The following is a 26,150-nucleotide window of genomic DNA, read 5'->3' as shown; positions in this document are numbered from 1 at the left end:
TCAATTTATTTCTAAATAAGCCAAGCTGTTTTTATTACTTCAGCATATTTATATGGTCTTCCCTGTCAACAGGAAACAATGCAATATAGGTTTTGCCGGGATTAATGGTAAGTTCTTCTCCTGTTTTGTCATAATACCTCATTTTCTTGGTACTCTCATTTTTCTTCCAGGTTATATCCACGGCTTGTCCGTTTGTAATATAATAGCCTTTGCCTTCTGCATTTTCAATATCCATGGTCTGGTATCCGTTTTTATCCTTATTCCATTCCTTTACCAGCTGTACGATGATATTCTTATAGGCAAGCTGTTTGCCTGTGTTCTTATCAATATGAGCTTTACCAAACTGGAATCTTAAGTAGCACTTTGATTCCTTATCATAGGTGAGATACGGTATGGAAAGACTGGAAAACCCAAGCTCCACCTTATTAATCTCTTCACCGTTTACTAAATCGGTGTCTTTTTCATAGAATTTAAAGTGTCCTTCATAATCTGAACTGTATTCTGTCTTATAACCTTTCGCAGCAGTTCCTTTTAAGATACCTTCCTTCGAGGCAAAGGCATTGTGTGGGGCCTTTATTGAAGTATCTCTATAAAATACGGTTTCACCGATACCTGTTAAACCACTTAAATTATCAATACCCAACTCTTTGATCTTTTTTGTAGCATAAGTCGTTTCACCATAGTGAACATAGATTGCATTGTATTCATCTGCCACACTTACAAAATAATGTCTTGCACTTCGGACTGATCCAATCCTTTTGTCATTTAATTCCTCATATATCCCCATTAGCCTTGTAATGCCACCCTCCGCTAAAGCTTCATAAAGAATAGAGGCTTCTTCTGTTCCACTTTGGGGGGAAGCGTATTCAATATTATTTAACATTACCGCATAAGGTCTTAATTTGCCTACCTCCTCCGGTACCCACTGGCCCGTAAGCAGACTCTTCATCTCACCGTCATGGTTTTCCACAGCTTCTGTGGGTTCAGCCGTTGGAGAAGGGGTATCCGTTGCAGCTTCTGTAGGAGTAGGGGTTATCTCAGAATCACCTTTCTCTTTTTTACTGCAGCCGGCAATCAAGACCACTGCCAATACTACCAATAGCAAAAATTTTCTCATAGCATTTCCCTCGTTATTCCCAGCTTATCAAGTATTATCCGCTGTTTCTCTTCCATTGCCTTTCGCTCTTCTTCCTCCATATGATCATATCCAAACAAATGGAGCATACTATGGGCAACCAGGAACCCCAACTCTCTTTCCTCGGAATGTCCATATTCCTGGGCCTGTGCCGTTACCTTCTCAACAGAAACTATGATATCCCCTAAGAGCAGCTCACCGGTTTCCGGGTTGAAATAATCATCAGAATTGTCTTCCAAATGAGAAAAGTCCGCCGGTGTTTCATAATCGACCATAGGAAATGATAAGACATCCGTAGGTGCATCTACCTCTCGATAGCTTTTATTGATATTTCTTATTTCCTCATTATCGGTCAGAATAACATTTAGTTCAGCCTCATAAGGACACTCCTCCGTATCCATGGCCATATCCACCACTTTTGAGATAATGGTTTCATAATCTATTTCTAATTTAATTTCTGTTTCATATTCAATATTCAGTGTCAATTGTTGCCTCCATCTGTGTAAAATAGTTCAGAAAGAACTTCTTCAGCTGTATGTACTGCTTAATTGTCAATCCTGAATTCATTAAGCTTTCTTTCTCCAGCCGCATGGTAAATAAGTTACCCGTAAATTTCTCCATAAGCTCAACCAGCTCTTCCTTTGTCTGTTCCTCTTTCTTATCCGCAAGGAAGTAATCCTTTGCTGCCACCAGGCTCACTGTAAACATGACCAATGCTCCTTCCGGAGATGTGGGCTTGTCTGATTTCAGGTTATGTGAAGCTATGATATTGGTAACAGCATCCGGAAGCTGATAGGTCTTTGCTAAAGCTAAGCCTTCGGCCACATAGTCCTTTCCCTTCAGCTTTCCGATTTCATGATACAGTCCCCCTGCTTTGGCTATACTCTTATCCAAGCCGGCTACAGCCGCTGCCTGCTCTGCAATCATAGCTATCTGCCGGGAGTGTTCATAAAGCTTGTCCGACTCCTTTAACATTCTGCAGAGAGCAAAGTCCTCCTTTATAACCTCTTCTACTGTTGGTTTCTTACTTAAGGTTTTATCCTGTACTGCTGCCTCATTTAATCTTTTCAGATAGAAGTCTCCTATTGTTTCACCAAGGACAATGGCTGCCAAAACAGCGCTCAGGGTAAGTAAGCTGTGCAGATTCAGGAAATCCGTCACAACAAAATTACTATTTATCAAAAGCATAATAACATCAAAGGATAAAACCAGAGCCACTTTATAGATAAGCTGTATGAAATTAACCCTGTAAACCGTCAACAGGCTGATTAGAATACCTGTTACCAGCAAGAAAATACTTTCTTCCAAAGAGGCCAGATTCGAGGCATACAGGAATAGAAATTGTATGATGGTATAAAAAATCCCTGCTTCTTTCTTTAATAATACTGTGGTAAATACTACACCGGTTAACAAAAGAGGCATAAAATCTGTCCTTAAGAGTAATACTCCAGGCAATGATACCATAACAGTTCCTATAAAGATTTCGGTAATGCGGGAACTATATCTGTCTTTCTCTTTGATACTGTCTATATACAAGATAAGCAGTATAACAATAAGAACTGCATAAATACTTCCTCTAATAATGCTTATGAGCGGTACATGAATATGAAATGCCACTGACAGCACAGCTATCGCAACGATAGCTGCTATCAGATAGATTGGCATTCCATCAGGTTTACCTTTGCTTCGTTTCTTATCAGATGTCATATATTCACCTATTCACCTGCTTTGTACGGCAGTACTAGTTCTGTCTTTTTCTTCGGTATGGCTTTTCAGAATTTCTGGCTATGGTCCCTTTCGGGCCTCTCTTTGCATATTTATCACTTTTCAGCTCAGTTTTGCTTATTTTACTTTCATAGCTGTCATAAGCCATAACAATTTTCTGCACAAGAGGATGCCTTACAACGTCCTGGCCGGTTAAATAAGCAAAACCAATATCCTCGATCTTATTTAACACCTTTAGAGCTACATCTAATCCAGACTGGGTTCCACTCGGCAAATCCTTCTGGGATAAGTCACCGGTTATCACGACTTTCGAACCAAAGCCTATACGGGTCAAGAACATCTTCATCTGCGCCGGTGTTGTATTCTGAGCTTCATCCAGAATAATAAAGGCATTCTCTAAGGTACGTCCTCTCATGTATGCCAGAGGAGCAACTTCTATTAATCCTTTTTCTGTATTTTTTAAATATCCTTCTGCTCCCATAATTTGATACAGCGCATCATAAAGAGGCCTCAGGTAAGGATCCACCTTGCTCTGCAAATCTCCGGGAAGAAAGCCTAATTTCTCTCCTGCTTCAATGGCTGGTCTGGTAAGAATGATTTTACTGACGTCATCATTCTTAAATGCAGTTACTGCCATAGCCATGGCAAGATAGGTCTTACCGGTACCAGCAGGGCCAACGCCGAAAGTGATCATCTTTTTTCGGATCAGGTCAACATATGCCTTCTGTCCCAGGGTTTTAGGCTTTATCGGTTTCCCGGATATGGTATGGCAAATAAGATCCTGATCAATCTCTACTATAGCTGCTTCTTTATTATCCTGACTAAGGGACAGCGCATAACTGACATTTTGCTCTGTTATAACATTTCCTCTTTTGGATAATTCCAGCAGATTCATAAATACACTTTTTGCTTTGGCTACATTATCATTTTCTCCGATTAGTTTAATCTCACTGTCACGGACTATAATAGTTACACCTAGTGTTCTTTCAATCATCTTTACATAAGCATCGAACTGGCCGAATACATTTTTTTCATGCTCCAGAGGCACATCAATTATCGTTTCTATCAGACTCATCCGTATCAATAATCCTCCACTCACTGTCATCAATAGCTTTAAAATCTTTCACAGATTCTAATACCACAAGTTTGCCATTTGCTGTACAGACATTCCCTTTGACGGCTATTTCAACATTATTTTCCAGTATTATAACATTATTTTCTTCTAATTTCTTTATAAATCTTTTTAATTTTATTTCTGCTAATGCTTTTGCTTCTGCTTCTGTGTATTTTTTCTTTTCTTCATTATATGCAAGATAGCGATTTGCTGTCAGCGAAACAGGAAGATAGAATTCATCATTTAAATGAAGCGTAAACTCATTCCCAATTATATCATACTTCTCATAGGGAATTCTAGGTCTGTATAAATTTATTTTTTTCAGGAAAAATGATAAACTGTAAGACTTCTTTTCACTACCGGTATAAATCTTATCAATATAATTAAGGGAAAATTTGTCTTTGTATTCATAAAAAGTCTTACCAATAACATCAGCATCTGCAATAACTGGTTCTTTTCGAACCAGGGTTTCATTATCACCTATAATATTAACCACTCCAGATACAATTATATCACCTTTTTTTACCACATCTCCGATACCAACCAAAGGGTCTCCGGTGCGGGTGACAATCTGTGATATAATGCAATCCTTAGAGGCGACGATATGGCAGTTTTCTGTGGCTGTTACTGCAGGTGCCGGCATATTTGTCTCAGTAATCTTGATTATCAGCCTTGTACCCTTTATTTCTGCAGATACCCAGCCTATGTCATTATAGCTGTGTCTTATAAGATCTTCAATTGCCTGGCTGTTGATATGCTTTTTTTGAAGTCCCGGGTATATCTCATTGTTTTTTAGGAATTTAACCATTGCTTCCTGTGTATAGGTATATCCACCCGAAACATTAATATCCCAAATAAACAGGGATAATATGTATAGCATAACTGCAAAAAGCAGAAATCCTGCCACATAACCGCTTCTCTTTCTATAAGTATGTATAATAAAAGGCAGACCATATCTTTTTCTTATATAAGGTAATGTACCTGTTTTTCTGGCAAAAGGTTTCAGCTTATAATAATCCTTCAATCTGATCTTAAATTCATACTCATTATCTGTAACCTTTAAATCCCACAAGAAAATAAAACGATTACTGCACAGATTTATAAAACGTTCCGTAGACATACCCTTTAACCGTACCAACAGATATCCCTGCAGCCAACGAATAAACAATAATACCATCTGACACCCTCCGATATTGTTATTACATCTTTTGCATCTTTACACAGTATATGTTATCCTTCCTGATTTCATAGACTGCCGTCTATTAATGGTTATGTACTAAGAGTCTTTCTGTGTTATATATGTTATGGCGGATACCAGACCGGTTATACGCATTTCGTCATTTGTAAAATATGAAATATTTAAATTCTTACCTTCTATACGAATGGTACCCACTTTGGACAGAATCTTGATCAATTTGTCATTGTATTCAAGAATCCCCTTATAATTCTCGATGCATACCTCATTTCTTCCCATGGCAGTTACGATAGGGGCACCTGCGAGGATATCGGCTGGTAGTTTCAACCGTTCAGAAACCTCCTCCAGGAAGGTTCTCCTTTCTGCCTCTTCTTTCTTCTTACTTTTATTTATATGGCTGTAAAGCTCTTTATTTAAGCTCTCTTTGTTTTTATCATGCTTTGATTTGAATTTATGCTGCATCTCAAAGACTCCATATTATTCTGGATTATGATAGAATATATGGGTAAAATGGCAGAGATATACGTATAATATGACTTATCAGAAAACGCTTTTCAAATTTCTGATAAAAGGCAGCTCCTTTTGCTGCCGTATATCCGATAATAGAAACATGCTTTTGGTTTCTATTATATGACTTATCAGAAATTGCTTTTCAAATTTCTGATAAAAGGCAGCGTCTTTTGCTGCCATATATCCGATAATAGAAACAGTTTTATGTTTCTATTTATAATTTTGGGCAAAATAAAAACCCCTGAACGCCTGTTCAAGGGTTATTTAAGCAGATAAATCTACTAGATATTCTACTTATTTGAATTTACGCTTACGAGCAGCTTCTGACTTTTTCTTACGTCTTACGCTCGGCTTCTCATAATGCTCTCTTTTACGGATTTCCTGCTGAATGCCTGCCTTCGCACAGTTTCTCTTGAATCTACGTAGAGCACTATCTAAAGTCTCATTATCTTTTACAATAACATTTGACATAGTCTCACACCTAACCTCCCTCCAGTTGTGTATTGTGCCTATACAACTGTTTGGGTATATTTTTGAATAGCACTAGGATAATTATATTGGTTACTTCATGTTTTGTCAATATATTTTTTAATATTCGAACAATTACTTTCACTGCCACTGACATCTTACAGTCCTGCTGGGATGGTGTAATACCTTATAATACCAGTGTTTACAACACTTTTCGATTAAATTTTAATACTATAATCGATTTAATCACTTCTTTAAATGATTGCGAAGATTCTCACTCAATTCACTCATAGCAGACATTTCTTCATTGGTTATTCGAATGCTTTGATTCTGTTCTTCCATAGAAGCAAGTATCTCTTCTGTAGATGCAGCATGATCTGCAGAAAGTGAAGAAATGTTTTCCAGTTCTGATAAAATAGAGGCAAAGGTATTATTAATCTCTGTAATTTTAATATCCTGCTCTGTTATTTCATTATTGATATGCATGGAATTCTCTTCAAGTACATCAAAACGTTCTTTTACCTCGACAATTATTTCTGTACCGGCGGTTACGGCTTCTTTACCATCCTGTACTTTATCATATGTCTGAACTGCCGCTTCTGTCAGCTTGTCAACTACCAGGAGCACTTCCTTTACGGTCGTTGAGCTCATTTCAGCAAGGTCTCTTACCTCCTCTGCTACTACTGCAAAACCTTTACCAGCATCTCCTGCCCTGGCAGCCTCAATGGCTGCATTCAAGGCAAGAAGGTTCGTTTGTCTTGCAATCGCTGTAATATTTGACATAAACTGATTAATCTGTTCCATACTTGTCTGCAGGTCTACAACGGTACTCATAGCAGTACCTACTGCATTTTCAACAGTCTGCATATTCTGAAGCATTTCATCAATACCCTCAGAATTTTTCCTTATGATATCCTTCATTTCGCTGGAATAGTTCATTGCCCGCAGGGATATTTCTTTTGTCTCTTTTACAACCGCAGTAGCAACGGCAGCCTTACCTGCTATATCACTGGTACTTTCAGCTTCCTTTGATACTCCATCCGCTATTTTCTCTACTACATGGGTAGTTTGACCGCTAACCATTTCAATGGATTGCATATGTTTATATGCCTTGGCAACGGAATCATCCAGCAACTGTGTATTTTTCTCAATAACAGAAAGCGTTTCTTCCAGTCTTTCTGCCATCAAAAGTGCTTCCTTTTCCTTTAACAGCGCAGAATCAATATAACCGCTGCCCCATTTTGTAAGAAAGAAAAATATAAACATCATTAGATTCAAGCAAAATATTCTTGTAATAAATTCTGTTACTGAATGTGAGTCACCTAATAATCCCTGGGGATCAAAGATGAAAAATGTTATAATAAATATATTAAATAATCCGCCGAAGAAAAGAAGTACTGATCTTTTGAAATATAGCGTTGCCATAGCAAAAGTCCCCGTATATATCAGGAAGACTCTCATGGTTATTGCACCATCCATTATATGGCAAAGAAAACTGGCTGACAAAACAACGGAGAAAGGAATCAAAACACCGCAAATATTCTCCATACTCGGGGATCTGCTGCTGATAAACCCAATCAAAGTGGAAAATGCAACTGCCGCATAGGTTGCAATAAGTACCTTAATACCATAATCTGCTCCCACTGAAATAAATGCCTGTCCGGTCAGTATTGTTGACAAACCCCATATTAGCAATACATTAAACTTGTTGACCCTCTTGATATTATAATCTACTTTCACTTTATACTCCCATCTGCGTATTTTATCGTGTGTAAAAATCAAGGGAGTGAAAGTGCTTATGCTTATCTTTCACTCTTATCCTCCATATAGCGGAACAGTATGTAATTTCTCTCTTCTATATAGTGCCTTCTGTCCCAAATAAAATATTATGGTAATTTTATATCTTTGTCAACCACCTCTTAATGCGCAAAGTAACAACCTTAGTGTCAGCTGTGTAACACTATTACTATCTACTATGTACTACCTACTGTCTAGCTGCTTAATACTCTTATTTTCTGCTGGTAACAACTCTTATTTTCTGCTGGTAACAATTATATTTTATACTGTTAATATTTTACATTTTCTGCTGCAATAACCAGCTCCATTAACCTATAACAAACCAAGTATAAAAGGCTTACTTCTCAATAAAGTCAGGCGAATGGTACAAAGCAGAAAGAACGAATGCGCCTATGGAAAGGTATTAGATGTCCTTTTCTCTGAAGATTTTGTGCTATAATGTAAAACAGATTGTCTGAGCGCAGCGAGTTATCTGTTTTACATTATGACCAGCACAAAATCTTCAGAGAATTAGGACTTCTTATACCTTGGAATTGAAGCATGAGTTCTTTCTGCTTTGTGCCATTCGCCGTCCCCTTGCGAAAAACTCATTCTGACATCAAATCTTATTACATAAAACATAAAAAATGGCCCTGTCCGGTTCAGAAACCCCCGAACAAAGCCATTATATTTAGTGTATCTGTTTTTCAAGCACCTTAGGCGCTGCTTCAATCAATGCGTCAATACCTGCAGGATTCTTTCCCCCTGCCTGTGCAAGATTTGGACGACCGCCACCGCCTCCGCCTACAAGTACAGCAAGCTCTTTGATAAGATTACCCGCATGAGCTCCTTTTGCGATAGCTGTATCGGTAGCCATAACAATAAGGTTTACTTTATCCTCCACAGGGGAAGCCAGAACAATCACGCCTTCACCCAATTTATCCTTCAGCTGATCACCAAGATTTCTGAGGTTGTTAACATCAACACCCTCTGCTCTGGCAGCAAGAAGTTTCACACCGCTTACTTCTTTCACCTGACTCATAACATCTCCCAGTGCATCTTTGGCAAGTTTGTTTTTTAATTTCTCATTTTCAGACTGCAGTGCCTTCATTTCCTCCTGAAGACTTTCAATCTTGGCTGAAAGCTGTGCAGGCTCTGTCTTAGCCGTCCTGGAAGCTTTCATAAGCTCACTCTCAAGCTCTTCATAGAAACGAAATACACCTTTACCGGTAAGAGCTTCAATACGTCTTACACCGGCAGCTACTCCTGTTTCTGAAATAATCTTAAAGATCAGAATAGAGCTGGTATTGGCAACATGGGTACCACCACAAAGCTCTTTGCTGAACTCACCCATGGTCACAACTCTTACACTGTCTCCGTATTTTTCACCAAACAGCGCCATGGCTCCGGTCTTCTTAGCTTCTTCTATGGTCATAACATTGGTATTTACAGGCAATGCTGTTTGTATCTGTTCATTTACAAGAGCTTCTACCTTACTAATTTCTTCTTTTGTAAGAGCAGAAAAATGCGTAAAGTCAAAGCGAAGTCTCTCTTCATTTACAAAGGAGCCAGCCTGTTCAACGTGGGAGCCAAGTACAAGACGAAGTGCCTTCTGAAGCAAGTGGGTAGCACTATGGTTCTTTCTGGTATCACCTCGTTTCTCCTTGCTGATAGCAAGATGAACAGTTTCATCCGTTTTGAACATACCTTTTGTCACAACGCCCACATGACCTAATTTACCGCCTTGAAGTTTAATGGTATCTTCTACTTCAAACTCAGCATCGGCAGTTGTAATAAGCCCGGCATCTGCTGCCTGACCGCCACTGGTTGCGTAAAAAGGAGTTTCTGCTGTAAAAATTGTACCTCTCTGACCTGCCACCAGCTCCGTAACAACCTCAGTTTCCGTTGTAAGAGCATTAATTTTTGAATCTGCTTCATCTTTCTCATATCCCACAAAAGTTGAAGTAAGTCCGGGATCCAGCTGTAAATAAACGGTCTCATCCGCTCCCATGTAATTCGTAACAGCACGGGCACTTCTAGCAGTCTCTCTCTGTACATTCATAGCTGCTGTAAAACCATCTTCATCTATAGCAAATCCCTTTTCTTCAAGAATTTCCTTTGTCAAGTCAAGAGGAAATCCATAAGTATCATAGAGTTTGAAAGCGTCCTCTCCGGAAAGGATATTCTTCTTATCCTTTACAAGGCCTTCTTCCAGATCAGAAAGAAGTTTAAGTCCCTGGTCAATGGTTTTATTAAAATTATCTTCTTCAATGGTAAGAAGCTTTAAGATATAGTCTTTTTTCTCCTCCAGCTCTGGATAACCATCCTTGGATTCAGTAATTACAGTAGTGCTTAAGGTTGCAAGGAATCGGTCCTTGATTCCAAGAAGCCTTCCATGGCGGGCTGCACGTCTTAAAAGTCTGCGAAGAACGTAACCTCTGCCTTCATTGGAGGGTATAATACCATCAGAAATCATAAAAGTCACGGAACGAATATGATCAGTAATCAGACGTATAGATATATCTGTCTTAGGATCTTTCTTATAAGTAACGCCTGCTACTTCACATACTTTATCGCGAAGGGCTTTGATCGTATCTACATCAAATATGGAATCCACATCCTGTGTTACTGTTGCAAGTCTTTCAAGCCCCATACCAGTATCTATATTTTTCTGTACCAGCTCTGTATACTTACCATTGCCATCACTCTCAAACTGGGTAAATACATTATTCCATACTTCAATATAACGGTCACAATCACAGCCTACCGTACAGTCTTCACTGTGGCATCCATATTTCTCACCACGGTCATAATAAATCTCAGAACAGGGACCACAAGGGCCAGCACCATGCTCCCAGAAATTATCTTTCTTACCAAAGCGGAATATTTTCTCCGGTGCAATACCGATTTCTTTGTTCCAGATTTCAAAAGCTTCATCATCTTCTTCATATACAGAAGGATATAATCGGTCAGGATCTATACCAACCACCTCTGTTAAGAACTCCCAGGACCAATGAATGGCTTCTGTTTTAAAATAATCACCAAAAGAGAAGTTTCCTAACATTTCAAAAAACGTACCATGTCTTGCAGTTTTACCAACGTTCTCTATATCACCGGTACGAATACATTTCTGGCAGGTGGTTACACGATTTCTTGGCGGTAACTCCTGACCTGTAAAATATGGTTTTAAAGGTGCCATACCTGAATTGATTAATAATAAACTTTTGTCATTCTGGGGAACCAAAGAAAAGCTGTCCATTTTAAGATGACCTTTGCTTTCAAAAAAATCCAGAAACATCTTTCTCAGTTCATTTACTCCGTAAGCCTTCACACTATTTGCCTCCTGTGTATAAATAATGGTTCTTAATTCATTTATGTTTTTTTATAATTGTATATAAGCCTGGTTTTCGTTTATTCCGAAAATAAACTGAATTCAGCAAATATAAGTCCGCTGGTACTGACTTGCGTAAATTCCACTTCATAACAATACCTGATTTTTAGTTAATGCAAGGCAGAGGAATGAGGCGCAGCAATTCCAACACTGATTGACGATAACGCAAAATCAGTGCAAACAGAGGGTGCTGAATCATGTGAAATTTATGCAAGGTAGTACTAGTAATTTATTATAAGCAGATATTAGTTCTTTGTCAATAAAATCAAAAGGCTACAATCCGATGCTGATGTTATTCCATCACAGCTTTTCTAAAGAACACCATAAGACGCACTGAAGAATATGAAATCATTTGCATTTCATTCCATATAATGGTATTCTTAACACATCTTCATTTATTGAAATACTTCATTTCCGTTTTTTATCAACGAAAAAAACTGCGAAAGGCTGGGTTTATAATGAAAAAAGCTCTTATTTTTACACGTACAGGTATGTTTCTTTGTATTCTGGGAATTCTCCTGGTGACGATAAACTATTTTACGGACTTTATAAATGCCAATCTCACGATAAGTGCTTCTCTTATTGTAGTAATCGCTCTTCTTATAGCACTATACAACCTTTTTTTAACCGACAGACAGCTGAAAAACAGTACTAAAAAACCCATGGCTTAAACAGCCTTTCTTGCTGTTCCAAAGCCATGGATTAAACTTTTATTGAAGGAAATCCATTAAGGATATCTGATTACTCTCCGGAAGATCTCCAAACAGCCCCAAATCATTCATTAAATCCACTACTGTGGTACTTACCTTACAACGGCTTCTAAAATCATCCCGGGAGAGGAATTTACCATTTTTAGCTGCTTCTACTACCGCATCAGCTGCCTTATCTCCCAAACCGTCAATGGTACTTAAGGAAGGCATCAGTTTGTTGTCTACAATCTGAAAATGATGAGCTTTTGCCGAATAGATATCAATTGGAACGAACTGAAATCCTCTTGCATACATTTCCTGAACAATCTTCATATCCTTATAGGTATCCTGCTCTTTCTTGCTCAGCTCATTTCCTCTTCGCTTATAATCTGCCATATGACGTTCCAGGCGTTCTCTGCCAAGGCACATCAATTCATAGTTAAAAGCCGAGGCACGTATTGAGAAATAAGCTGCATAATAAGCCAAAGGATAATATACCTTAAAATATGCAATACGGAAGGCCATCATAACGTAAGCTGCCGCATGAGCCTTGGGGAACATATATTTAATCCTTTTACAGGACCAGATATACCAATCAGGAACTCCGGCTGCAAGCATCTCCTCTTCCATTTCTGCTGTCAGTCCCTTACCCTTACGTACACTCTCCATTATTTTAAAGGAATGACCACTGTCCACACCCGTATTGATTAAATAAGTCATAATATCATCACGGGTACAAATTGCAGAACCAAGGGTACATTTTCCTTCTGTAATAAGGGTCTGAGCATTGTTAAGCCATACATCCGTCCCATGGGATAATCCGGAGATACGCACCAGATCTGAGAAATTCTTCGGTTTTGTATCACGAAGCATCTGCATAACGAAATCTGTACCAAATTCCGGAACGCCCAGACATCCTAGATCACAGCCTCCTAAATCCTCCGGCTTGATCCCCAGGGCACTCAGGTTGTCAAACAGAGAAAGTACTTTCTCCTCGTCCAGCCTTATCCCTTTCGCATCCACTCCCGTAAGATCTTCTAACATACGAATCATGGTCGGATCGTCGTGCCCCAGAATATCAAGCTTTAACAGGTTATGATCAATGGAATGGTAATCAAAATGAGTGGTTATGGTTTTCGTAGTCATATCGTTTGCAGGACGCTGTACCGGGGTAAAGGAGTAGATCTCTTCCCCATGGGGAAGTACGATAATTCCTCCGGGATGCTGTCCGGTGGTTCGTCTTACACCTACACAGCCGCCAACTATGCGTTCAATTTCTGCTTTTCTTCTATGCTGATTATGCTCTTCATAATATTTAAGTACAAAACCATAGGCAGTCTTATCTGCCAGTGTACCAATCGTCCCTGCTCTGAAAGTATGACCTTCACCAAAGATGACCTCTGTATAATCATGGGCTTTACTCTGATATTCTCCAGAGAAGTTAAGATCGATATCCGGTTCCTTATCGCCGTTAAACCCAAGGAAGGTCTCAAAGGGGATATCATGTCCGTCCTTGCTTAGCGGATTTCCGCATACAGGGCAGGCTTTATCCGGCATATCACAGCCACTGCTGCCTGCGTAGGCTCTTACTTCCTCGGACTCGAAATCAGAATAAAAACAGTGACTGCAATAATAATGTGCTGCCAAAGGATTTACTTCCGTAATACCGGACATGGTGGCAACAAAGGAGGAGCCTACCGAACCTCTGGAACCTACCAGATAACCATCTTCATTGGATTTCCATACCAGTTTCTGTGCTATGATATACATAACGGCAAAACCGTTGGTTATAATAGAGCGAAGTTCATGCTCCAGTCTTTCTTCCACCTGTCTTGGCAGATTGGGACCATACATGGAATGTGCTTTGTTATAACAGATATCTCTAAGTGTTTTATCGGAATCCTCAATTACCGGAGGACATTTATCCGGACGCACCGGAGATATCTTCTCAATTCTGTCTGCAACCAGATTGGTATTGGTTACGACCACTTCATATGCTTTCTCTCTTCCCAGATAAGCGAATTCCTCAAGCATTTCCTCTGTAGTGCGAAAGAACAAGGGCGCCTGGTTATCCGCGTCTTTCATTCCTTTTCCATATAACAGAATTCTTCTGTAGATTTCATCCTCCGGATCCATGAAATGCACATCGCAGGTAGCCACCACCGGTTTATTGAACTCTTCACCCAGTCTGACGATTCGGCGATTTATATCCATGATCTCTTCCATGGAATTTATGTTGATTTTCTCACTCTCAATCATAAATTCATTGTTGCCCAAGGGCTGGATTTCCAGATAGTCATAAAACTCTGCCAGCTTATTTATTTCTTCCTGGGGCTGCTCTCTTAGTATCGCCTGGTATAACTCACCGGCTTCACAGGCAGAGCCAATAATCAGCCCTTCCCTGTTCTCCATAAATAAGCTCTTGGGAATACGCGGTCTCTTCTGATAGTAATCTATATGTGATAAGGAAATAAGTTTATATAGATTCACTCTTCCCACATCACTCTGGGCCAGGATAATTGCATGGTAGGTCGGCAATTTTTTGATAGCATCCGGCGTAAGCTTGCCTAAGGGGTTAATTTCATCCAAGACCGTAACACCTTTTTCTTTTAACATCGGAAGAAATTTCATGAATATCTCAGCTGTTGCTCCTGCATCATCAACTGCTCTATGATGATTTTCCAGTGAAATGCTCAAGGTTTTGGCAACTGTATTCAATTTATAATTATTCAGATTAGGCAACAGCATCCTGGCCATTCCCACCGTATCAATTACAGTAAAATCTGTTTCAATTCCAAGTGCTTCCGCTTTTTTATGAATAAAACTCACATCAAAGGAAGCGTTATGGGCTACGAGAACCGTTCCTTCACAGAAGGCAAGAAACTCCGGCAAGATTGCATCTATTGTCGGATACCCGATAACCATGTCGTCATTTATTCCTGTTAATTCCTCTATTCTCTGTGGAATAGGGATTTCCGGATTTATGAAAGTGCTGAATTTATCAATAACGGAACCATCTTTTACTTTGACAGCACCAATTTCAATAATCTTGTCTTTGACCGGTCCGAAACCAGTGGTTTCAATATCAAACACCACATATGTATCGGATAATGTCTGCCCTCTTGGATGAACGACGATTTCTTTCAAATCATCTACCAGATAGGCTTCAACACCATAAATTACTTTAAATTGCTTTAATCTGTCCCATTCAGATTCCGGATAATCCCACTTGCTAAGAGCATGATTGGCTTCTGGAAAAGACTGAACCACACCGTGATCTGTAATTGCAATAGCTTTATGTCCCCATTCAAATGCCCTTTTTACTAATTCTTTGGCATCCACAACAGCATCCATATCGCTCATCATTGTATGGGCATGAAGTTCAACACGTTTTTCCGTACTGGTATCCATTCGTTTTACCGTAAAGGAAGGAATTGTTTTGATACCTACGATGGAACTTAAGGATACCTCTCTGTCGTATTTATCCAGCAAAGCCATACCCTTTAACTTGAAGAATTTTCCTTTTTTAATAACACTGGTAACTTCTGCAGCTTCTTCTGTTTTTAAGAATAATTTAGCAGAGATGGAATCCGTAAAATCTGTAATCGTAAATATAAATAGTGTCTTTTCATTTCGAAGCTCTCTTACTTCTGTATTTAAAATCTGACCTCTGATTACTACCTCACCAATTTCATCCTGGATGTCAGCAATAGGAATTGCCTCGCCTTCAAAACCTCTTCCAAAGATAATATCAGGATCATTGATAACCTTTTTGGGAGTATATTTAGGCTTCTCTTTCTCTCCGAAATGAAAGCCGCCGCTCTTACTCTTTTCGCCTTTGCTTTCTTCTTTTACGGCTTTAACAGCTTTATCATTTGACGGCTCCATCGCCTGACCGTCACTGTTATTTCCATGATTGCTACTTGCTTCATTATCATCATCCTGGCTATCCTTTACCGAAACGCCTGCTACCTTAACAAATTCGTAGGCTTGTTGTTTTTCTTTGACTGCCGGTTCATAATAATCAAATACGACTGCTACCTTCAGATTGAATTTCTCATAAATACAGGTTAAATGCTTTTGAAAATCAGGAGCTACTTTCCTTATCAGAAAATTATCCTCACAAGTAAAAATTATCTTATTGTCTTCAAAATTAATCTCAGACAATTCAAAGATATTGTATTCCAGGATACTTCGCTCCCTGAACTCCGAATATATGCTCTCTTTGTATGCGTCAAAGAGATTCTTGGGAGTATATTGTGCCGACAGCTGGTAATTCTCCTGAAAACAGACAGCGTCCGGTGTTGAAGCAAACAATCTTTGCTTCACCAGCTGCTCCATTCGCTTTATCTCTCTTCGCTGGATCAGTCTGCTGCTGTCCAAATATATTTTTATTTCAGACCTTGATTTGGAAACGCAGACTTTTTCGACGGTAACCTCTTTGAAAAGGTTCGTGTACTCCTGCGGGATATCATGAAGTTGATCGAATACTTCAAAAAAAAGCATTCCCATGTGTTACGCCTCTTTCCTGCTAAATTGCTGAACTTATTATAAAGCTGCTTTCATGGCCAGTAACTCTTCCCGTAAGGTCTCTAACAGCTTATCTTCAGGAACTTTTTTTATTACCTTACCTTTTTTAATCAGAATTCCTTCCCCCCGGCCTCCTGCAATTCCAATATCTGCTTCTTTCGCCTCACCGGGTCCATTTACAGCGCACCCCATAACTGCAACTTTTATATCCAGGTCGAATTCCTGTATCATTGCTTCTACTTGTCCTGCAAGACCTATCAGATCGATCTGGGTTCTTCCACAGGTAGGGCAGGATACCAATTCTACACCGCCTTTTCTAAGACCAAGGGCTTTCAGTATCAGTTTCGCTGATTTTACTTCTTCAACAGGGTCACCGGTCAAAGATACCCTGATGGTATCACCGATACCTTCATATAACATTACACCAAGTCCCACCGCTGATTTGATATTTCCCGATAACAAGGTTCCGGATTCTGTAATACCAACATGCAGAGGATAGCTGCTCTTATCTGCAATCAATTCATGCGCTTTGATACACATTAAGACATCCGAAGATTTAATACTGATTACCAGATTATCATAACCCATGGCTTCAATGGCATGTACCTTATCAAGTGCGCTCTCCACCAGTCCCTCCGGCGTTACCCCACCATATTTCTCTACCAGCTCTTTTTCCAGAGAACCGCTGTTTACTCCTACTCTGATTGGAATATTCTTAAGCTTTGCAGCATCCACCACTGCTTTTAGTTTCTCAGTGCCACCTATGTTGCCTGGATTTATTCTTACCTTATCCGCACCGTTTTCTATTGCGGCAATAGCAAGACGGTAATCAAAATGAATATCCGCAACCAGTGGGATATGTATACTTTTCTTGATTTCTTTTATCGCTTCTGCTGCCTCCAGGGTAGGTACCGCACAACGTATGATATCACAGCCTGCAGCCTCCAGCTTATTTATCTGTTCTATGGTAGCTGCAATATCTTCTGTTTTTGTATTTGTCATAGACTGAATAAGAATCGGATTGCCTCCGCCAATGGCTTTATTGCCAATCCTTATAACTTTTGTCTCTTTTCTCATATAAACTCCTGTCTGTGTGCTACAGCGCACATGTAAACACAAATGTTCTATACACATCTTTTACTCTTAAACCATCTCTTCTGGTAATCAGCATATGTTGTATTTTGGCTTTTCTCTGCGGTCACTATGGTTAAGCAAATAAAAATGAACTTCATTATACCTTATACCTCGTCATACCGCAAGTCTTACAGAAGTCCAAATTATGCTATCCCCCTCTTTAACATATGCTGGACAGACTTAAGCTACCACAAAAAAGGGCTGCTGCAAATTGTATCAGCAGCAGCCCTTCTAAAATTCAACCATGATCTACTGCTGTACTAGTTGCAGATCCTAATAATTAGAATATACGGCTTAAATCATTAAATACTACAAATACCATAAGAATCATCAAAGCTATGAAACCAATCATATGCACGATTCCTTCTTTGGTCTGGTCTATCGGTTTTCCTCTGAATACTTCAATCAGCAGGAATACCAGTCTGCCACCATCCAGGGCCGGAATAGGCAGAAGATTCATAACACCTAGGTTAGCGCTAAGAAGAATACTAAAACTTGCCAGACTTAAAAAGACTGCTGTGAAACCGCTGTCTTTTGTACCTTGTACGATGTCACCTATCATACCAACAATGCCAACGGGACCTGCCAGCTCATCAGCCGATACTTTTTGCCTGATCAGCAAACCAATGCTATCAATGGTACTGACAATCGAATACTTCACTTCTATATAACTGTATTTGATAACATCCAGACCACTAACCTTAACTATGCTGCTATCTAAAGAAAGGCCAAGGTCATATCCCTGTCCTGAGAGCTCCGGAGTAACTGAAACGGTATTCTCAGCACCATCTCGTAAAAACGAAACGGTAATTGCTTTATCTGATAGAGGATTTTCTTTCAGGTATGCCATTAATTCATCTCTTGTAGCAACAGCTACTCCATTAATACCAGTGATGACATCCCCTGCTTTAAATCCAGCCTTCTCCATTGGATAGCCTTCCATCAGTTCTCTTATCATGGGTTTGGTACCGTCTGCATAATAAAATCCCAGCATATAGGTCTTTACAAAAACAGGGTCCACCGTAGTTTTATGAACCTCTCCGTCTCTTTGATAGGTTATGTCGACTCCTGCTTCACTAAGAGGATTCACATACAGATACATCCTAAGCTCTCTTGACAGGTCTATATTCTTGCCATTGATCTTAGTGATTACATCACCTTCCTGCAATCCGGCTTCTGCTGCAGGTGTTTTAACAGCTGCAATTTTGGCAGGGTCATATCCCTGCATCCCCACAATAATCAAAGCAAGGATAAAAGCTAAAATAAAATTGAAGATAGGTCCAGCCAGAATAACGGATATTCTTGCCCAAACACCTTTCTTATTAAAAGCTCTCTCATCCTCTACGGTATCGTCTTCTCCAAGCATCATACAAGATCCACCGATAGGAAGAATCTTTATGGAATAGATTGTTGCTTCCAGCTCCCTGTTGGCTGCGGCAAAATCACCAGGTGACAGAAGCCCTCTCAATCGGTAACCTTTTGGTGTCTTAACCATTGACAGAATTCTTGGTCCCATACCGATTGAAAATTCTGTAACATAAATACCATTAGATTTTGCCAGCAAAAAATGTCCGAGCTCATGGATAACAATCAAGACACTGAATACTACTATTGCTATAATTATGTTCATGCTTACTCCTAACTAAGTGTGCTTACACCATATTTATTGTTGACTGTATCAGAAAATGATTAATTTTTGTCTTATCTATTTATGCATTCTGTGTTTCAGGAATTCATAAGTCTCTGCTTCAGTGGACAGAATCTCATTAACGTCAGGATTTTCCCTGAACCGATGAGCTTCCATAGCTTCTCTGATAAAATCTGTTATATCCATATAAGCTATTTCTCTGTTCAAAAATCTGGCAACTGCAAATTCATTGGCCGCATTGTATACAGTTGGCATGCTTCCCCCTGTTTTGGCTGCCTTGTAAGCCAGTTTAAGTCCCTCAAAGGTTTCGTAATCCGGCTCATAAAAATCAAGTCTTCCCAGTTTAAACAAATCCAGCCGTTCTCCTTTAAGCTGACGTCTAAAAGGATAAAAAAGAGCATATTGAATCGGCAGTTTCATATCAGGCATTCCCATCTGTGCAATTATACTGCCGTCCATAAATTCAACTGCGGAATGAATAATACTCTGTGGTTGTATAACTACTTGTATTTTCTCCAATTCCACATCAAATAACCATCTTGCTTCTATTACCTCAAGACCTTTATTTACCATAGTTGAAGAATCAATGGTAATCTTTCTGCCCATCGTCCAGTTAGGATGCTTCAAAGCATCTTCCACCTGGATATTTTTTAAGTCTTCTTTCTTTTTTCCTCGAAAAGGTCCGCCGGAGGCAGTCAGGATAATACGTTCAACTGCATTATTTCCTTCACCGTTTAAGGCCTGGAATATGGCAGAATGTTCACTGTCAACAGGTAGGATATGTACATTACAACTTTTTGCCAAAGGCATTATGATATGGCCAGCCGTAACAAGTGTCTCCTTATTGGCAAGGGCAATATCCTTTCCAGCCTTAATGGCTTCGATGGTGGGAGTTATTCCAATCATACCCACCAAAGCTGTTACAACAATTTCAGCTTCTGCTATTGTACTGCATGCTATCAGTCCATCCATACCCGCAAGAATGGACACCTTCGTATCCTTCACTCGGCTTGCCAGCTCCTTCGCTAAGGCTTCGTCATACACCGCCACTAGGGAAGGGGCAAATTCTCTGATCTGTTCCTCCAGCAAGGTAATGCTGCTGTTAGCTGCCAGGGCAACTACCTTTATATCTGGATTCTCTCGAACCACCTCCAGTGTTTGTGTTCCGACTGACCCTGTTGACCCCAGAATGGATATATACTTCATGATAACCTCTTTCATTACAGTTGTTTTATACCTGCTGATGTTTATTATAATATAACTTATCGGAAATTGCATCTTAAATTTCCGATAAAAGGCAGCTCTCTTTGCTGCCGCCCATCCGATTATAGAAACATGCTTTTGTTTCTATAATATAACTTATCGGAAATTGCATCTTAAATTTCCGATAAAAGGCAGCTCTCTTTGCTGCCGTCAATCGATTATAGAAACTTGCTTTTGTTTCTATAATATAACTTATCGGAAATTGCATCTTAAATTTCCGATAAAAGGCAGCTCTCTTTGCTGCCGCCCATCCGATTATAGAAACATGCTTTTGTTTCAAGCCTGCCTTTGGAAGCGCTCATAGCTACACTATTACTGAGAGAAAATATACTATGGGAGCCACAAAAATAATACTGTCAAAACGATCTAAAATCCCGCCATGTCCTGGTATTAGTGTTCCATAATCTTTGATATCATGGTTTCTCTTAATTGCCGAAGCCGCCAAATCTCCTAATTGTGAGATAATGCTTGCAGCACCGGAGATTAACGCAAAGGTAAGCCAGGGATTTTCGAAATTCCCCAAACGATTTTTTATGATTAATGCATACAGGGCTCCCAGTAATGCAGCTCCCAGTACACCTCCAATGCAGCCCTCAATCGACTTTTTAGGGCTTAACTTCATAAAACCTTTATGTTTTCCAAATAACATCCCCACACAATATGCGCAGGTATCAGATCCCCATGCACCAATAAATATAAGCCATACCAGATAAAATCCGTTCTCAGCAATTCGTACCTGGTATATATAACTTAGCATAACGGCTACATAGAATAATCCAAAGAATGCTATAGTAATTTCTTCTGTACGGAACTTTGGATAAGAAAATACATATACCAACATCAAGGCCAATAAAAAGCCAATAAACAAAAAGGGTTGGTATTCATCCAAACCAAAACGTATCAAAATAAAATACAAGAATGCCGCCCCATAACCGGTAAATCCTATGGGCGACTTTTGAAGGTTCACTGTTTTATACAACTCAGTCATACCGACGATAGATATGGCTAGAACCACAGCAAATAATGCATCTCCTCCCAATAGGATTACCGCCAGGGTTATAACCATTAGTATGACCGAACTGCGAAATCTTACCCAAAACATGTGTTACCTCCTAGTATTCAATCTTCCTTAATTCCACCGTATTTTCTATCTCTGTTGCTATAATATTCGATAGCTTTTCTTAACTCTTCCCGGTTAAAATCCGGCCATAATGTATCTGTAAAATAAAACTCCGTATAGGCTAACTGCCATAAAAGAAAATTGGATATCCTCGTTTCACCACTGGTTCGTATTAACAAATCGGGATCCGGTATTCCTCTGGTATCCAGATACTCCGAAAACAAAGCCGCATCAATATTTGATACCTCAAGCTTATTCTCCTTGCAATCCAATGCCAGTTTTTTAATTGCTCTTACGATTTCATCTCTTCCGCCATAATTAAGGGCTACCTGGAAATTTAATCCTGTATTTTTTGAAGAGACTTCTTCCAGTTCATATATGCTCTTTCTGATTTCTTCCGACAAGCCGCTTAATTCTCCCAGCACCCTTACCTTCATATTATTCTTGCTGCTGGTCTTCTGGCAGTTCTTCAGATAACTGCGCAGGAGTTTCATCAAGGCCTCAACTTCTTCTTTTGGTCTTTTCCAGTTTTCTGTCGAAAAAGCATATACAGTAAGATATTCCACTCCCATATTATATGCTTCTTCGCAAATGTTTTCAACTGTTTTACTTCCCTGTACATGACCGTAATTTCTGGGCATCATTCTTTTCTTCGCCCAACGACCATTTCCATCTAATATAATTGCCACATGTCTTGGTATTTTATTATCCAAATTAATATCCCCCTTGGAGACCTCCAACTGAAAAAGACTGCTTCAAAGATCCAGAAACTTTTGTAATTACCAAGAGTTTTCTTTGAATTTTGGAGCAGTCCTTGTCAATATCATATTATTATACTGTAAGTATTTCTTTTGATTTGTCTTCTGTAATTTTCTCTACATCAACAATGAATTTATCTGTGGTTTTCTGAATGCTGTCTTCTAATACCTTAACTTCATCTTCGGAAATTTCACTGTTTTTGTTCAGCTTCTTAATTGTATCATTGGCATCTCTTCTGATATTACGGATAGCAACTTTTGCATTTTCGGATTTCTTCTTAACATCCTTTACCAGATCTTTTCTTCTTTCCTCAGTAAGTTCAGGGAATACTAATCTGATTACTTTTCCGTCATTATTCGGTGTCAGTCCCAAGTCAGATGCAATAATAGCCTTTTCAATATCTTTTATCAATTTGCTCTCCCATGGCTGAATTTGAATGACTCTGGGTTCAGGAACTGAGATATTAGCTACTGATTGCAAGGCTGAGGGTGTACCATAATAGTCCACTCTAAGTTTGTCGAGTAAATGAGGGTTTGCTCTGCCTGCACGAATTGTTGAAAATTCCTCTCTCAGGTTATCCAGTGTTTTCGTCATTTTGCTTTCGTATTGTTCCAATCTAGCATCCATAAATGTATCTCCTATCATTATAATAACTTTATTAAATTCACAGCCTGTTAAGCTGTAACGATTGTTCCGTCAGATTCACCCCTGACAGCTTTGATGATACTGTCTTCTTTTTCTAAAGCAAACACAAGCATAGGCATTTTATTTTCCAAGCTCAATACGGTTGCCGATAAATCCACAACAGCAAGTTTTTTATCCAGAGCCTCCTGAATGCTGATCTCGTCATACTTCCTTGCATCAGGATTCGTTCTCGGATCACTGTCATAAACACCATCCACTGCTTTTGCCATTAAAATGATATCGGCTTCCAATTCAACCGCACGTAATACTACACCGGTATCTGTTGAAAAATATGGATGTCCTATACCACCAGCAAGAAAAACAACCATACCTTTGTCCAGATATTTATTTGCTCTGTCCTTGGAAAAAATCTTTGTCATTGAACCACATTCAAAAGGTGTAAGTATCTGAGTCTTCATTCCTACAAACCGGAAGATTTCCGAAACATAGATACAATTCATAACAGTTGCCAGCATACCTATCTGATCAGCTTTTGTACGGTCAATTGTTTCACTGGTTCTTCCTCTCCAGAAGTTACCTCCACCAATGACAATACCAACCTGGATGCCTTCCTGCACCAGTTGTTTTACCTGATTAGCAACCTTTATACAGGTAGCTTCATCAAACCCAGTTTTATTATCGCCGGCCAGAGCCTCTCCGCTTAATTTCAGTAAGACTCTTTTATATCTGTTCATTTAATATACCTCCAGTTATTCAAAAATATTATCAATATTAACGGACGCATAAGACAGTGAGCAGAATCCATCGATTACAGCTCCAGTATTAATCTGGATGGAAGCAGCTTTGATGTTTCCTTTAATAACAGCGGAGGAATCAATTACGACAGGACCATTAATATCCACATCACCTTTCACCGCACCGGCTATGTAGCACTCTGTACCAAGTACATCGCCGATGATTACTGTACCGAGTCCGATTCTTACATTACCTTCACTGCTGATAGCGCCTTCGAATCGTTTTGCCCCAATATATACTTCTGCTGCCGAACAATTACCAGTAACTTTACCAATTACTGACAATTTACCTTTACAGTCAATATCACCTTTAATTGTTCCGATTACTTCAAGAGAACCATCTGTGCTCAAGTTACCGCTTATTACAGTGCTTTTAGCAATAACTGTTACCTCATCAGCATTTGCGGTATCCTGGTCTTCCTTTTCCTCTTCTTCTAAAGCTGCTGCAAGTTCCTGGCTCTTCACTTCTTCTACATCAGTTTCGTTTGTCAACAAAGCTTCTAGTAATTCTTTATCAACATTGTCTTCTTCGCTTGTTTCAACTGAATCTGTACTGGTATCTGCCTGTACATCACTTTCGGTTGCTGCAACAGATTCTTCGCCTTCAACCCTCAGAACATTGTCCTTCTCTCCTGAAGTATTTCCTTCTTTCTCACTTTCTAAAACTTCTTCCGGTAACAGTTCATTCACTGCCTGTGATAAATCATCTTTAAAATCTTTAAAAAAGCCCATTTAAGATTCCTCCTATGTAATTACTTATTGTTAAGTTCTGATGAACTACTCCTAACTTGTTGTATAGGTTTAACAGTATTATCTAATTTCAGAAGCTTTGCATCACATTGCGTGAGCGTACTGAGCAGGGTTTTAAGGGATGTGACTGTATTCCCCTTCTTATCTGTATCATGTAATAAAACGATGGACCTTGAATGATCTGCAATACCCTCAAGAACATTTTCGGATAATTGTTCAGGTGAATAATTAACACCTGTCGCATCACCACTTGCAACATTCCAATCGTAATAATTAACTTTTTCCTTGCCAAGAAAACGAATAAAGATGGACATATCTGCACCGCTGACTGTATTCCCGCTTCCACCGGGAAAACGGTATAAATCTGTCATTACGCCGGTTGTATCATATATCAATTTCTTTATTTGTTTATAATCAGTCTCAAAAGCTTTCTGAGATTTATATATCTGTTTATAGTCATGCGAATAGGAGTGCATACCTATGGAATGCCCTTCCTCGACTATTCTCCTATATAATTCTTGGGATTGTTCATCTGTCTTACCAATTACAAAAAAGGTTGCCTTAACTTGGTACTCAGCTAAAAGATCTAATATCTCACTGGTATTGCTACTGGGGCCATCGTCAAAAGTCAGGTATACTTCTTTCCCTGCATACTTTTTCCTGTCCTTTTCACTAACCTTAACCTCATCAGTTCGTATATTGCTTCCCTGATTCTCAGTGATCTCTTTACCGGTATTTTTAGTCGAAGTATTGCTTCCGGAGGGCTTTTCTGTCGTCTCTGCTCCTGCTGCATAATTGCTGTCTATTGCTTTGTTATCAGCCTTCGTGGCAAAAATGCCTGCAGTATTTTCAGACGCAGCTATATCCCCTTGTTTGGTTGCGGCAGATATCTCTTCCTTATTATAACTGTTTTGTTCCGATTCTTCAAGTGAAGATGAATAATCTTCTGCCTGATAATACAAATTTTTTTCTATTAACTCAGCTTGTTCCTGCGAACTGGAATTTCCAGCTGCCAGCTGATTTATTTTTCTCTCTAAGGTATTAATTCTATTAAATAAAACAACGCAAAGTATTGTTGGTAGTAAAATGCTGCAGATTACAGCTATGATTATCGCTTGTCTTAAGCGTTTGACACGTTTTTTTCTGCGAATATTATTTAGTATCTCCCTGCGGGTGTCGTCCATTGTTGTTTAAGTCTCCCTCATAAACCCCTTTTGTTATATTCTATCATATTATATCGAAAAATAAAAGAAACAGGGTTAGTACTATTGACCTACACATTAGGAATCCCAATCTTTTCCTCATTATGTGAAAACGCTTTAAAATACAGGGTTTTCTTTGTATCGTGAAATAATGAACACGTCAGAAAAAACAGCTTACAACATCTTCCATCCAGCTATAATTCATAACTATATTCAATTGTTCCAAAGTCGTATACAAAAGTATGCAAATAGCCAGTCAAATTGACTGGCTATTATTGAGAATTACAAGTTGGATGTTTATC

The 26,150-nt window shown here is 39.2% G+C and carries 21 protein-coding genes; 1 reads left to right on the top strand and 20 read right to left on the bottom strand.

The window, feature by feature from the left end; all coding sequences use genetic code 11:
- Nucleotides 1-34: 34 nt before the first annotated feature.
- The 9 genes from R2R35_RS21965 to alaS all read right to left on the bottom strand — a co-directional run bounded on the left by R2R35_RS21965 (nucleotide 35) and on the right by alaS (nucleotide 11,221).
- Entirely contained in the window at nucleotides 35-1,117 is a 1,083-nt protein-coding gene (locus tag R2R35_RS21965) for a DUF3048 domain-containing protein (protein ID WP_317731996.1), read from the bottom strand.
- Complete coding sequence (gene ybeY / locus R2R35_RS21960; RefSeq protein WP_317731995.1) at nucleotides 1,114-1,620, bottom strand: rRNA maturation RNase YbeY; 507 nt, start codon at nucleotides 1,618-1,620, stop codon at nucleotides 1,114-1,116. The genes R2R35_RS21965 and ybeY overlap by 4 nt, the downstream gene beginning before the upstream one ends.
- A complete protein-coding gene (locus R2R35_RS21955) occupies nucleotides 1,604-2,842 on the bottom strand; it encodes an HDIG domain-containing metalloprotein (protein ID WP_317731994.1) in 1,239 nt (412 codons plus the stop codon). Before R2R35_RS21955 ends, ybeY begins: the two co-directional genes overlap by 17 nt.
- 34 nt (nucleotides 2,843-2,876) lie before the next feature.
- Nucleotides 2,877-3,935, bottom strand: a complete 1,059-nt coding sequence (locus tag R2R35_RS21950; protein ID WP_317731993.1) for a PhoH family protein — start codon at nucleotides 3,933-3,935, stop codon at nucleotides 2,877-2,879.
- Nucleotides 3,910-5,151: a sporulation protein YqfD gene (gene yqfD / locus R2R35_RS21945; RefSeq protein WP_317731992.1), complete on the bottom strand. Its 1,242-nt coding sequence runs from the start codon at nucleotides 5,149-5,151 to the stop codon at nucleotides 3,910-3,912. The genes R2R35_RS21950 and yqfD overlap by 26 nt, the downstream gene beginning before the upstream one ends.
- 99 nt (nucleotides 5,152-5,250) lie before the next feature.
- The gene (gene yqfC / locus R2R35_RS21940; RefSeq protein ID WP_317731991.1) at nucleotides 5,251-5,631 is read right to left on the bottom strand and encodes a sporulation protein YqfC; all 381 of its coding nucleotides are present in this window, start codon (nucleotides 5,629-5,631) and stop codon (nucleotides 5,251-5,253) included.
- Nucleotides 5,632-5,973: 342 nt separating this feature from the next.
- Nucleotides 5,974-6,150, bottom strand: coding sequence for a 30S ribosomal protein S21 (gene rpsU, locus R2R35_RS21935; RefSeq protein ID WP_033166800.1), 177 nt, complete (start codon nucleotides 6,148-6,150; stop codon nucleotides 5,974-5,976).
- Nucleotides 6,151-6,393: 243 nt separating this feature from the next.
- Nucleotides 6,394-7,887, bottom strand: coding sequence for a methyl-accepting chemotaxis protein (locus tag R2R35_RS21930; RefSeq protein ID WP_317731990.1), 1,494 nt, complete (start codon nucleotides 7,885-7,887; stop codon nucleotides 6,394-6,396).
- Between the two features lie 727 nt (nucleotides 7,888-8,614).
- Nucleotides 8,615-11,221, bottom strand: coding sequence for an alanine--tRNA ligase (alaS, locus tag R2R35_RS21925; protein ID WP_334309132.1), 2,607 nt, complete (start codon nucleotides 11,219-11,221; stop codon nucleotides 8,615-8,617).
- Between the two features lie 551 nt (nucleotides 11,222-11,772).
- On the opposite strand from alaS, the gene R2R35_RS21920 reads away from it, so the two are divergent.
- Nucleotides 11,773-11,985: a hypothetical protein gene (locus R2R35_RS21920; RefSeq protein WP_317731988.1), complete on the top strand. Its 213-nt coding sequence runs from the start codon at nucleotides 11,773-11,775 to the stop codon at nucleotides 11,983-11,985.
- A 39-nt stretch (nucleotides 11,986-12,024) separates the two neighbouring features.
- On the opposite strand, the gene R2R35_RS21915 is transcribed toward R2R35_RS21920, so the two are convergent.
- The 11 genes from R2R35_RS21915 to R2R35_RS21865 all read right to left on the bottom strand — a co-directional run bounded on the left by R2R35_RS21915 (nucleotide 12,025) and on the right by R2R35_RS21865 (nucleotide 25,830).
- Nucleotides 12,025-16,515, bottom strand: a complete 4,491-nt coding sequence (locus R2R35_RS21915) for a PolC-type DNA polymerase III (protein ID WP_317731987.1) — start codon at nucleotides 16,513-16,515, stop codon at nucleotides 12,025-12,027.
- A 36-nt stretch (nucleotides 16,516-16,551) separates the two neighbouring features.
- Nucleotides 16,552-17,610 (bottom strand): flavodoxin-dependent (E)-4-hydroxy-3-methylbut-2-enyl-diphosphate synthase, encoded by a 1,059-nt coding sequence (ispG, locus tag R2R35_RS21910; protein ID WP_317731986.1) that lies wholly within the window; start codon nucleotides 17,608-17,610, stop codon nucleotides 16,552-16,554.
- Nucleotides 17,611-17,947: 337 nt separating this feature from the next.
- Nucleotides 17,948-19,297 carry an RIP metalloprotease RseP gene (gene rseP, locus R2R35_RS21905; protein ID WP_317731985.1) on the bottom strand — a complete coding sequence of 450 codons (1,350 nt, stop codon included), beginning with the start codon at nucleotides 19,295-19,297 and terminating at the stop codon, nucleotides 17,948-17,950.
- Nucleotides 19,298-19,372: 75 nt separating this feature from the next.
- Nucleotides 19,373-20,521, bottom strand: coding sequence for a 1-deoxy-D-xylulose-5-phosphate reductoisomerase (locus R2R35_RS21900; protein ID WP_317731984.1), 1,149 nt, complete (start codon nucleotides 20,519-20,521; stop codon nucleotides 19,373-19,375).
- A gap of 73 nt (nucleotides 20,522-20,594) precedes the next feature.
- On the bottom strand, nucleotides 20,595-20,858 hold the full coding sequence (locus R2R35_RS21895) for a hypothetical protein (RefSeq protein ID WP_317731983.1): 264 nt from the start codon (nucleotides 20,856-20,858) through the stop codon (nucleotides 20,595-20,597).
- Nucleotides 20,859-20,882: 24 nt separating this feature from the next.
- Nucleotides 20,883-21,680, bottom strand: coding sequence for a phosphatidate cytidylyltransferase (locus R2R35_RS21890; RefSeq protein WP_317731982.1), 798 nt, complete (start codon nucleotides 21,678-21,680; stop codon nucleotides 20,883-20,885).
- Between the two features lie 17 nt (nucleotides 21,681-21,697).
- Nucleotides 21,698-22,411 (bottom strand): isoprenyl transferase, encoded by a 714-nt coding sequence (locus R2R35_RS21885; RefSeq protein ID WP_317731981.1) that lies wholly within the window; start codon nucleotides 22,409-22,411, stop codon nucleotides 21,698-21,700.
- A 118-nt stretch (nucleotides 22,412-22,529) separates the two neighbouring features.
- On the bottom strand, nucleotides 22,530-23,084 hold the full coding sequence (gene frr / locus R2R35_RS21880; RefSeq protein WP_317731980.1) for a ribosome recycling factor: 555 nt from the start codon (nucleotides 23,082-23,084) through the stop codon (nucleotides 22,530-22,532).
- Nucleotides 23,085-23,131: 47 nt separating this feature from the next.
- The gene (gene pyrH, locus R2R35_RS21875) at nucleotides 23,132-23,836 is read right to left on the bottom strand and encodes a UMP kinase (protein WP_317731979.1); all 705 of its coding nucleotides are present in this window, start codon (nucleotides 23,834-23,836) and stop codon (nucleotides 23,132-23,134) included.
- Between the two features lie 15 nt (nucleotides 23,837-23,851).
- A complete protein-coding gene (locus R2R35_RS21870; RefSeq protein ID WP_317731978.1) occupies nucleotides 23,852-24,628 on the bottom strand; it encodes a bactofilin family protein in 777 nt (258 codons plus the stop codon).
- A 20-nt stretch (nucleotides 24,629-24,648) separates the two neighbouring features.
- Nucleotides 24,649-25,830: a polysaccharide deacetylase family protein gene (locus tag R2R35_RS21865; protein WP_317731977.1), complete on the bottom strand. Its 1,182-nt coding sequence runs from the start codon at nucleotides 25,828-25,830 to the stop codon at nucleotides 24,649-24,651.
- Nucleotides 25,831-26,150 lie beyond the last annotated feature (320 nt).

It is taken from the genome of Anaerocolumna sp. AGMB13020, assembly GCF_033100115.1.
Classification (GTDB): Bacteria; Bacillota; Clostridia; order Lachnospirales; family Lachnospiraceae; genus Anaerocolumna.
The sequence above is the reverse complement of the archived record's forward strand: the minus strand, read 5'-3'. Positions and strand labels throughout refer to the sequence as shown.